We start from the raw sequence: 9,789 nt of genomic DNA on the forward strand, positions 1-9,789 counted from the left end.
CTGCACCCCCGATCCAACCTGCCAGTGACCGCAATGGGTCAGAAACGTCGATTTGGCCGCGAGCGCGTGATGTCCGGTCTGGCCCCGGCTACGGTCGTGCTGATCGTCGCCTCCATCTTCGCCTGCGGGCCAGATTCAGACATACGTTGCGACAGGCGGCTCTTGGCGCGCGCCGGCAACCAGTCAATATTTTAACGAGCACCCTCTTGGCGAGACGCCTCACGGGGGGCGGCATGCGCGTGATTAATAGTTTGGCGTGATCGATTGCCATCTTAACCGCGACAATGGTCCGGCCATTGAGTGTCGTCGCTTCGTAATAGCCGAACAGCTTCATCTCAATGTCGCACCAGTCGAGCTTGTACGGCGCGTCACCTATCGACAAGTCGAAGAATTCAAAACCGTGTTCGATCGCGTAGCGCAGCAAATGCTGAAGGTGCGCGCGTCCTGGCCCGTAGCGCGCGAGCTCGGAATCCTCATAACTCGACAGGATGAGGGAGTAGCAGTTCTTGTGCCGCAGCCCGAGACCGGTCGCGATCTTGCTGTCACCCACGTCCAGCCTGCTGACGTGAACGACGTCCCTTAATCTCGGATCGGTCGTGACGTCGTGGAAGAAGGCGAGATAGCCGGGCCTGTCGAAGATGTCCTCGACCTGCATGCGGGCAAAGAAGCGCCGCTTCTGCTCAATCAACAGGTTTATCGAGCGCTCGATCTCGTCGGATCGTGTGACCTGGACGAAACGGATCTCGCCATGCTCGGCGAGATGCTTGAACTGCCGCCGCTCGCGTTTGCGCGTCGCGGAAGACCGCTTGGACAAGAAGAATTCGTTCCAGTCGAGTCCAAGCGTCGCGGAGTGAGCGCCATATGTCCGCGGGAGGACCGCAAGGTCGAGGAACGGATTTCTTTGTGAGCCGATCCGCTCCGGCATTCGGTCGAGATCGATCATATCAAATCGAAGATCTGGATTTGCCCGGATGAGGCCGATCATCGCTCGCCATAGCCAGCGGAAGTCTTGCGTCCGAAGGCCGTTCGCGAAATTTCGACCCAGGAGCGGCGCGTTATAATCGCACAGCTCAGCTCCGAGCCAGGTGAGCCATCCTGTCGCGCCACGCCTTTCGATCGCCAGCGGTACAATGAACTGGACCTCGCCATTGGGATCGCGCCCCCGCACGATCACCGGCGTCGTGCCTTGATGCCGACCGATGTGATTGTGCCACGCCGCAAGCCACGCAAATCTCTGAAATACGGTGCATTCGGCGTGTCGCTCGAATTCGGTCCACCAGCGCTCCGCCGTGCGAAGCTCAGTGTAGATATCAACCTCAACGGCCGAGACGTTGCCTTGCGGATCCGACATCGCCTTGCGGTTCCGTCGGCGCAGCCTGCCAGCGGCCACGCCACCATTCTGAACATTGAATTCGTTACTGGCTTATAGCCTCGATGATTCCGTGTCAGCCGGCTTGACGATCAGGATGATAAAGGGTTCCTGCCGAGATGGCGCGACAGAACGCCCCGGGTCCGCAACGGTCAAAATGCGAAGGACTCAACCTGAGCAGATCTTGTCCGCCATGCTTCAATAAGCGGACCTCGTGGAGCGACGCCGTCACTTCGCCGAAGAGTCAATAGCGGAACATTTTTGCATTTCAAGATCGATGCCCGCAATCTATACTTGCAAGCGACGGGTAACGCAGGGACGTATTTCGACCATGGCTTGCATCCTCGGCAATGGTCCATGAACGTGCCGCTATTGGCGGCCATTGCCACGTATTGGATGATTGGCACTGCTGCTGCCGAGAATGCAGTCGAGCGCGGCGGTTACTTGGTTACCACTATTATGGCGTGCGGAAAAACCCAGCGCCTAAAGGGTCATCCTGCTAAGGCGCGCATTGGCTGTGTGTTTGGCGTGCGAATGCACTTATCACAGCGAACGTCTACGAGAAACGGCTTGTCTATTCGCGTTTGATCATTGGAGGATCAGAGGCGAATGAAACGAGAGGTGACAAACTCGTCTGCACGGAAAGCGTGACGAATGCGCGCCCCGGTGGAATCGGACCACCGCCTACAATCGTACAGCACCCGAAAGGAATTGGCGCGCTCGAGCTGCGCTGCTCATTGCGGATGGCAACAGATTTTCATGTGCCATGTAGAAAATTGTAACGCAGACCAATCGATCGACTAAATTCAGCCTAACTTCATGATAATAAAAGACTTTTATCGCAACAAATGGTAACTTACGGGAAGCGCCTGCAAAACGTGAAAAAGCCCGCCAAAGGCGGGCTTTTATCGTTTAGCTTGGTTGCGGGGATAAGATTTGAACTTATGACCTTCAGGCTATGAGCCTGACGGGCTGTGCGGGAGCGGTCATGTGTCCCGAGCAACTCAATTTTTTGCTGAATTAAGGACCTCTTCGCCGAGATGAGGGTACGATCAGCAGCTTGTCCGGTGTCACGTTCAGTGCTGTTGCGATTTTCGCTAAGACCACAATTGTCACGTTTCTTTGGCGGCGTTCGACCTGACTAATGTAGGTCCGATCCACCCCCGCCTCATGGGCTAACTCCTCCTGCGAGAGCTTAGCCGCCTTCCTAAGCGCCCTGACATTGTCGGCCACCACCCCAACTATTCCTAAATCGTTCTTCCCGGCCGTCATCGGCCCAAAGAACGTCGCAGCAGACTATCGATCCACGGACTCTGAGTCCCATTTTTAGCCGCAAATGTTGACTATCGTCTACATCGATAGCGTTATCGAAATGCACGTTCCGAGGGATAGAAGCTTGGTCACCTGCGACACTGCGTTCCACCATGACCGTTCGCCCCCCGAGTGTCCAACCACTGATGGGGTGGAAGCGTTTTGGGAGTCCGGCGAGGTGGGCCCCTTGGGCCCMTCGACTTACCGCGCGGGCTACCGCATTCGCGCAACGGGAAGCATTCTTTGCAACGTGGAGTTTCCTGCGGCGATGGCTGAGACGGCGATCGTGGCCAATCTAACGCTTGCGACAACGATTACGCCGGACGGATACATTCGATCTACCCTTAGCGGGGCCGCGGACCTGACGTCTAAAGCCGAGCCAATAGACCAACTCATTGCCCAGTCATTCTCAGTCGAAAATCTGAGGTTGGAGGGGATTAGCGCGGCGGATTTGGGGTCGCTGTTAGAACGGCTTGAGCGTTCCGTAGCTCTTCTGCACGAGGTCATTAGGCAAAGGTCGGATTAGGTCATCAACCAAATGCCTGAGAATGGTGGAAGCAGAGCCATAGCCGGGGGATGAAGCCGCTTCGTGCTGGCGCCTGAGAGCGGCGATAGTCCCCGGTCTAATCGGCCACATGGCTAAATGCACACCACTAGGAGGAGGCGATCGCTCAGCGAGCACTGAAGCGAGCCGCGCTGCATGCCGTGGTCGCTGTGGCCGCCGCCACAGCACGATCGTCGTATACGCCGCCTTCCTACTCCTCGTTGGGGAGCATCGGAGGCGGCCGGAGTAGCGGCGGCGAGTCAGGCAGCAGCGCAAGGCCGAGACGGTCGCGATCCTGTTCATCCGTGGCGTGCTCGTCTGACGAGGTGTCCTGCCGATCCGCCCGCCCCTTGGTTCAGAGCAGAGAGGCACAAAACATGCCCTGGAAGTCAAATACGCTTCTCGAGGCTCGTAGCGAATTCGTGCAACTGGCGCTCGCCCCGAATGCCAACATTCAGAGCATCTGTCGCAGCTTCAATATCAGCCGGCAGACAGGCTATCGAACGCTGGCCCGATATCGGATAGCCGGCGCGAGAGGCCTGGAGAGCCAGTCACACCGTCCGCACCACACGCCCCATCGCTGTCCGGGCCATACCGAAGCGGCCGTTCTAACCGTGCGCGCCGACCACCCAACCTGGGGTGGGCGAAAAATAGCATTCCATCTTCGATCAGTGGGCTGCGCCGGAGTGCCCGCGGCATCAACCATCACGGCGGTCTTGGCCCGCCATAACCAATTGAAAGGCACTCCCGACCCAGACAGGTTTTTGGGTCTGCTCGGGCAGTTGCGCAAGCCGCTAAGTCAACAAGATCTACCGGCTTCTCTTGAAAGTCATCCCGATCTCACGATCCTAGTCGAGAAGCTCGAAAACGGCCGCCCCGCTGAGCGGCGTCGCGCGCTAGCAGTAGTCGCGTCACACAGCGGGCTGCGGACAAGCGTGGCTTGCCGCATTCTCAAGCAGAGCCGGTCAAGCTACGCACGTTCGGTCCGTCTGTTCGAGGAAGGTCGGGCCGAACGGCTGTTCGCGCCTCGCATTAACCCCCATCGCAAGTTCGACAGCGAGCAAGTCAAAGAGGCTCTGTTCAGTATCCTGCACCAGCCGCCAGCCAATTTCGGCATCAACCGTACAACCTGGAAAATGGCCGATCTGGTGCGTGCGCTGCGCGAGAAAGGGAAGCCAGCTTGCGAAGATGTAATCCGCGCGATCGTGAAAGGTGCCGGCTACCGGTGGCGCAAAGCGCGCATCGTTCTGACCTCCAACGATCCCGACTTCTCGCAGAAGCTCCAACGCATCCGTTCCATTCTCGCCGACCTCAAGGGCGGGGAAGCCTTCTTTTCGATCGACGAATTCGGACCCTTTGCGGTCAAGGCGCAACATGGACGCATGCTGATCGGTCCCGGCGAACAACATTTTGTAGCGCAATGGCAGCAATCGAAGGGCTCAATCATCGTCACCGCCGCCATTGAGTTGTCAACCAACCAGGTCACCCATTTCTACAGCCGGAAGAAGAACACCGAAGAAATGATCCGTATGCTGGCGGCACTCGTCGCCGAGTACCGCGATCACACCAAGCTTTATCTTTCTTGGGACGCGGCCTCCTGGCACGTCTCTAAAAGGCTGTTCGAACATATCGATGCCCATAACGCTACTATTGGGAGCAACGGTCCACAGATTCACACGGCACCGCTTCCAGCCCGCGCGCAGTTTCTAAATGTGATCGAGTCGATCTTCAGCGGCTTGGCTCGGGCCATCATTCACAACAGCAACTATGGATCAATTGACGAGGCTAAAGCGGCTATCGACCGATACTTCTGCGAACGCAATGCTCACTTCAAGGGCACGCCACGGCGCGCGGGCGGCAACCTCTGGGGCAAGGAACGGGAGCCAGCCGAGTTCTCACCTTCAAACAACTGCAAAGACCCTCGGTTTGGATAAACGGTGGCGGTGCTCCCTTGGCCAAGGCGCAACCGCAATTTACGAAAGTTCCACCCCGGTGAAACGGAGGCAGTCTCAGTACCGACGACATGACCGCGATTGGACCTTAGCGTGCGCCTCAGTCTTGGCCTTCCGCGATGCATGCGCCCACCGTGTCTAAGGCTCGGGAGATTCATCCTGCGCATCAACGCGCCACAACGACGCCGTGCGACTTCTCCTCGGCCAAACGGACGGACGGGCGGAGCAACTTGGGTTTCTGGCCATCAACGCGTTCGACAGGAAACCATGGCCTGCTTTTGAACCGGCGGCGATGCCTGCAAGCAGCATGAAAATCTCTCGGCAAGGTCTTGACGCCCCTTCCGATGCACTCGCAACGCTTAGAACATGCCGCGATCCGATGCAGACATCATTCTTCAGCGAGACAAGGCGTTTGGCAATTTGTAGCGACACCATACTTACCGCTAGCGCTAAAATCTTGGATGTGCAGACAACGGCTTGGGCGCTCCGTAGCGCCAGTGCTTTTATCTTGCCTTCCTAATCGGGCGTTCAAAGTCAACTCATTCCTACGCTTTTCTTCTCGTCGCACTTTAACCATGACGGACTCCCTGCATCGACAACGCACAAACGTCACCACACCGCGCTTGCGGTCGCATTCACCAGGCGGGGTCCATGCGTTCCTTCGCGTTCAGCACTGAGGCCGTCGCATGCTCTTCATCAGGTTCGTAAACAGGGCTGTCCAAGCAGTTTTGCGCTCTCGTCCCCGAAGGGCGGCAGCAGGCAAGAGATAGCGGACATTCCCCGTTTCGCGGCCCCGCCAGGGGGACGCTCACCGCGCGCGCGGATCTCTAATTTCGCTCCTCCTCAGCATGCTGGCGTACCCCCAGCGCCTTCTCTGCTCGTCTGTGCAGCGGCTACTGGGCTGGCTTTAGACGCAGCCGCTGCGTGATCTTAGCGCCGAATCCGACGTGGAAATCGGTCTCGCTGACCCACATCCGGTGCAGAATGCATGCGAGCTTCCGTGCGACCGCGGCAATCGCACACAGCATGCTCGACCGCCTAGCGATCCGCAGGCCCCAAGCTCGCAGCGCCGACCATTTCCTGACCCGTAGCAGCAGACTTGCAGCTGCTTCGCATAGCGCCTCCCGCACCGAGATATCGCCCTGTTTGCTGATATGACCTTCAAAATCGATCGACGTACCTGACTGGTGACGCTTTGGCGTCAGCCCAAAATGGGCGCCCACTGTGCGTGATCGGGTAAAGCGATGAGGGTCATCAACGCCAACTTTGAATGACAAGGCAACGACCGGGCCGACGCCTGGAACTGTCATCAGACGTCGGCAAACTGGATCATGCTGGACGACCTGCAGGAGCACGCGATGTAGCCGATCATAGCCCTCGAGGAGGGCCCGGCGCACGTCCAGCATGACCTGGATGGACATCACAAAAATCGGGTCGCAGTGCTCAATCAGCTCGCGGACACGGGCCTCAAAGGCACCTCGAGCGACCGCTCCGACGAGCAATCCATAGGCCCGCAGTGCGCCCCGAACATGGTTCTCGAGGTCGACCAATTTGCGTTTGAGCAGCTTCCGGTTGGTCAGCAATGTACGCATCTTTTGCATGTCGATGTTCTTGACATGGACGGCGCGGTACCAGCCCAACCGCATCATCTGCGCGATGCCGCGCGCATCGTTTCGGTCAGTTTTGTTGCGCATCGTCGATAGCGAAACGCGCATATGGCGTGCTTCCACGACAATGATTGGAAGCCCGGCTGCCTGTAGTTCGCGATACAGCCAGATACCCAGCGATGATCGAGGCGATCCGCGTAGTCCTCCAACGCGGAGCGGATCGCCTCTGGCTCAGTGTTGACCTTCACTTCGCGGATCGTGAGACCCTCGCTATCCACGATGCAAACGCTGGTTTCTTCAAGGCCGACGTCCAATCCAACGTACAGTTTCATCGGAGCTCTCCCTTGTGGCAACGACCTTCCAAGTCGTTGCACCAGGCTCCGGATTCGGCCACGGCCGTCTTACCTCCGTGCACCGGTATCTCGTCGGTCGTCTTGTGCGCTTCATCTGACCCATTGTCGCTTCCTCTCGCTGCTGTGACAAGGTCTTTGCATCGACGCCGTGAGGCGTCAGCCACGTGCAAGAATCCCGGTGCGCCGTGCACTCTTGCGCGCTCATCGACGGCATAATTCCGCTGCAGCAACGCAGGCGGGCGCCATCGCGGCGCATCTTTCCAAGCGTGAAGAGCGCGTCTACGCGGCCTCACAAGCTATCCAGCGACACGCCCAACCGCGCTGTCCAGGCGTTCTGAGCGATGCACGTTGAGGCGATGACATGGTGCGGAATAGGTATGCGGCGCACGCCGGGATGCATGGAATATCGCATCATTACCTAGGACGGCAGCATGACTTRATCGAAGCCAATGGGGTGGAAATCGACTGGCGAGCCCGCCTTCATCCAAGTGCACGCCCGCCAATAAGCACTAGTGCTAGCAGCGCTGCTAAGGAGTCCGGCGTAGAAAGCCGCTTGGCCTGATTGGTCTGGCCTTGCTCACATTGCCAACGTCATCCACCGAAGCTCAATCGGAGCGACGTGAAGTAGAGGCCTTTCGCTCAACAAACTGAAGGCAGTTCGTGCCCTGAGAGCAGGCGTGGACACGTCGCTGCCGCTCGTGAGAACCGATGAAATTCGCACGTCAGGAGATCGAAAATTGCAGCCCGATGCGACGCGAATTTTCGAGAAACGAGCCCAAAAACGCACCCCGGAAACCCATCCTATCGACCGCGTTTCAGCCAGCGTCGAAGCCCATCTTCTGAACTCAAAATGCTCATCTGCTTCCTTCCAAAGCGGCGCAAGAAACGCAAAAGCCCCGCCTCCGAGGAGGCGGGGCCGATGGCTCGGGCGATCAGTCGCCGCTGCGGCGCGACCAGATCAGGCTGAAACCCTCCTCGCCTTCGACCTTGACCAGCGAGGCGTAGATCGGAGCGGGGAAGCTGGGTTCGTCGAGCTTGACCGAGAGATATTCGCGGTCGCTGTCGCGGACGGTCTTCTTCCAGGCGGCGCCGAATTCGGTCGCTCCTGCGAAAATCCGGTAGTCGGGGGCCTTGTCGTTGTCCTTCTCGGACGCCGTGAACTTGGCCTGGATGTTGAGCGTCAGCGTCTTGATCGAGCCGGTGTAGCCGTTGTCCGAAGCGGTGAAAGTGCCGATGGTCGCCATGATCATCTCCGTCTGTCTGTTGCTCGGGCCGCGCCCATCGCAGCCTCGATGGCGATCCTTGGCCCGGGGAGCGATCGACCCGCAGCCGCCAGGCCCGCAGCGCAGCGGAGGACGGCGAAAGCCTGCTTTTTTGTCTTGCGCGAGGAATGCCGCCGCTTGGCGGCAGGGGTAAAAAAGCAGGCTTTCGCCGTTGCGGGAAGGCGATCGAGGCTCTTGCCGTCCCTCGGGCCTGATCAGCCAATCGAGGGTGCGTTGGACGCGAGCCCATGACCGAACTGACGGGGATGACCATGGCTAGCACCGCCCATCACAGCATCGGAAAGCAGTGAGATCGACCAGAGAGGAAGCCGACGTCTACGCATCAGACGCAAGGACGATTCACCGGACAAACCAGCAAGCTCGATTGCGTTTGAGCATCAGGAAGCGATGGCGCCGGTCAGGACTATTCGCGCGATTGCGCTTTGAATACCCGAGGTCGAGACACGATCCGTGCCCCAACCTGATCGCCTCGCCGCTACGACAGGGAGGTTCGGCACAGCGTCGCAAGCGGCTGCCACCTGCGCAGATTTGACCGATCGTGCCCCCCTTTTGAAGACGGGCTAGCGTGAGTAATGCTCGCCTGGCTTCAACTAAACCGGCCGCGCGCCCTAAGGTGCGCGGCCGGAATTTAATGAGAGCCGGGACCGTCCTTGCGGCCCCGGCTCACCTCCTACTCGGCAGCTTGCGAACAAAAATCATGGCGCGGCGCCTCGTCTGGCGCACCGGCCTGATCCTGCGTCTTGGCCGTGCGCAGCAACGGCGGCAACCAGCCGGTTGCCGCCAAGAGTTGCTCGGCGGCTGCCGCCATCTCGGCCTTTTTCATTCCCGACAAGCGGTCGGCGGCCTCCTCGCTGACGCCTTCGTGCACGGCCTCAAGGATGTTCGCCTTGGTGACCCGGCCGAGATAGCTTTGCACCGTCGGCCGCCAATATCCGGTCATGTCGAGGGCGACGGCCCTGGCCAAACGGCTGGCCACCGCCAACGCGCGCGGCCGGAGATCAAATGGCAATTTGACCGCATTGGCCGTCAATGCCGTGCAATGCGCGAACAGCACCATACGGCTGTCGTGATCGAGTTCGGCCACGAATTCCCACAGCCCGGCGACGTCCCGGGGCATTTGCCTCGCCCAATTGGCATGGCGATCCGACCACGCTTTCCCGGCCGGGATGTCCTCGATTCCGACCGCATGCGTGGCCAACTCCGTCTTGACCGGTTGAATGCCCACCACGTGTGCATTGGCCCCGATGTAGAAGATTTGAGCCGCCAGCGCGTGCGTAACCGCGACGATGGCGACATCCGGCTGCTCACTCAGATTGAGACGCAGCCCTAGGGTGCGATGCGCGGTGAGGTCACGAACGAGCGTGTCGGAC

The 9,789-nt window shown here is 59.1% G+C and carries 4 protein-coding genes and 2 pseudogenes; 1 reads left to right on the plus strand and 5 read right to left on the minus strand.

Going from position 1 to position 9,789, the window contains the following annotated elements; translation table 11 throughout:
• Positions 1–88 precede the first annotated feature (88 nt).
• Together AC1D00_RS12660 and AC1D00_RS12665 are read right to left on the minus strand one after the other, a co-directional pair.
• Entirely contained in the window at positions 89–1,390 is a 1,302-nt protein-coding gene (locus AC1D00_RS12660; RefSeq protein ID WP_477010902.1) for a GNAT family N-acetyltransferase, read from the minus strand.
• A 999-nt stretch (positions 1,391–2,389) separates the two neighbouring features.
• A complete protein-coding gene (locus AC1D00_RS12665; RefSeq protein WP_135179211.1) occupies positions 2,390–2,641 on the minus strand; it encodes a helix-turn-helix domain-containing protein in 252 nt (83 codons plus the stop codon).
• Positions 2,642–3,601: 960 nt separating this feature from the next.
• On the opposite strand from AC1D00_RS12665, the gene AC1D00_RS12670 reads away from it, so the two are divergent.
• Positions 3,602–5,158, plus strand: coding sequence for an IS630 family transposase (locus AC1D00_RS12670; RefSeq protein WP_135179210.1), 1,557 nt, complete (start codon positions 3,602–3,604; stop codon positions 5,156–5,158).
• A 911-nt stretch (positions 5,159–6,069) separates the two neighbouring features.
• Here AC1D00_RS12670 and AC1D00_RS12675 read toward each other — a convergent pair.
• The 3 genes and pseudogenes from AC1D00_RS12675 to AC1D00_RS12685 all read right to left on the minus strand — a co-directional run.
• Positions 6,070–7,115: pseudogene (locus tag AC1D00_RS12675) on the minus strand (IS110 family RNA-guided transposase).
• A 953-nt stretch (positions 7,116–8,068) separates the two neighbouring features.
• Positions 8,069–8,380, minus strand: a complete 312-nt coding sequence (locus AC1D00_RS12680; protein ID WP_477010903.1) for a DUF736 domain-containing protein — start codon at positions 8,378–8,380, stop codon at positions 8,069–8,071.
• A gap of 709 nt (positions 8,381–9,089) precedes the next feature.
• A pseudogene (locus AC1D00_RS12685) lies at positions 9,090–9,789 on the minus strand (chromosome partitioning protein ParB); the annotation flags it as partial.

The organism is Bradyrhizobium sp. P2_E8, assembly GCF_056403875.1.

Excerpts from the sequence above, each read along its gene's own strand:
- AC1D00_RS12670 (WP_135179210.1), top strand. The coding sequence starts at position 3,602 with ATGCCCTGGAAGTCAAATACGCTTCTCGAGGCTCGTAGCGAATTCGTG.
- AC1D00_RS12665 (WP_135179211.1), bottom strand. The coding sequence starts at position 2,641 with ATGACGGCCGGGAAGAACGATTTAGGAATAGTTGGGGTGGTGGCCGAC.
- AC1D00_RS12680 (WP_477010903.1), bottom strand. The coding sequence starts at position 8,380 with ATGGCGACCATCGGCACTTTCACCGCTTCGGACAACGGCTACACCGGC.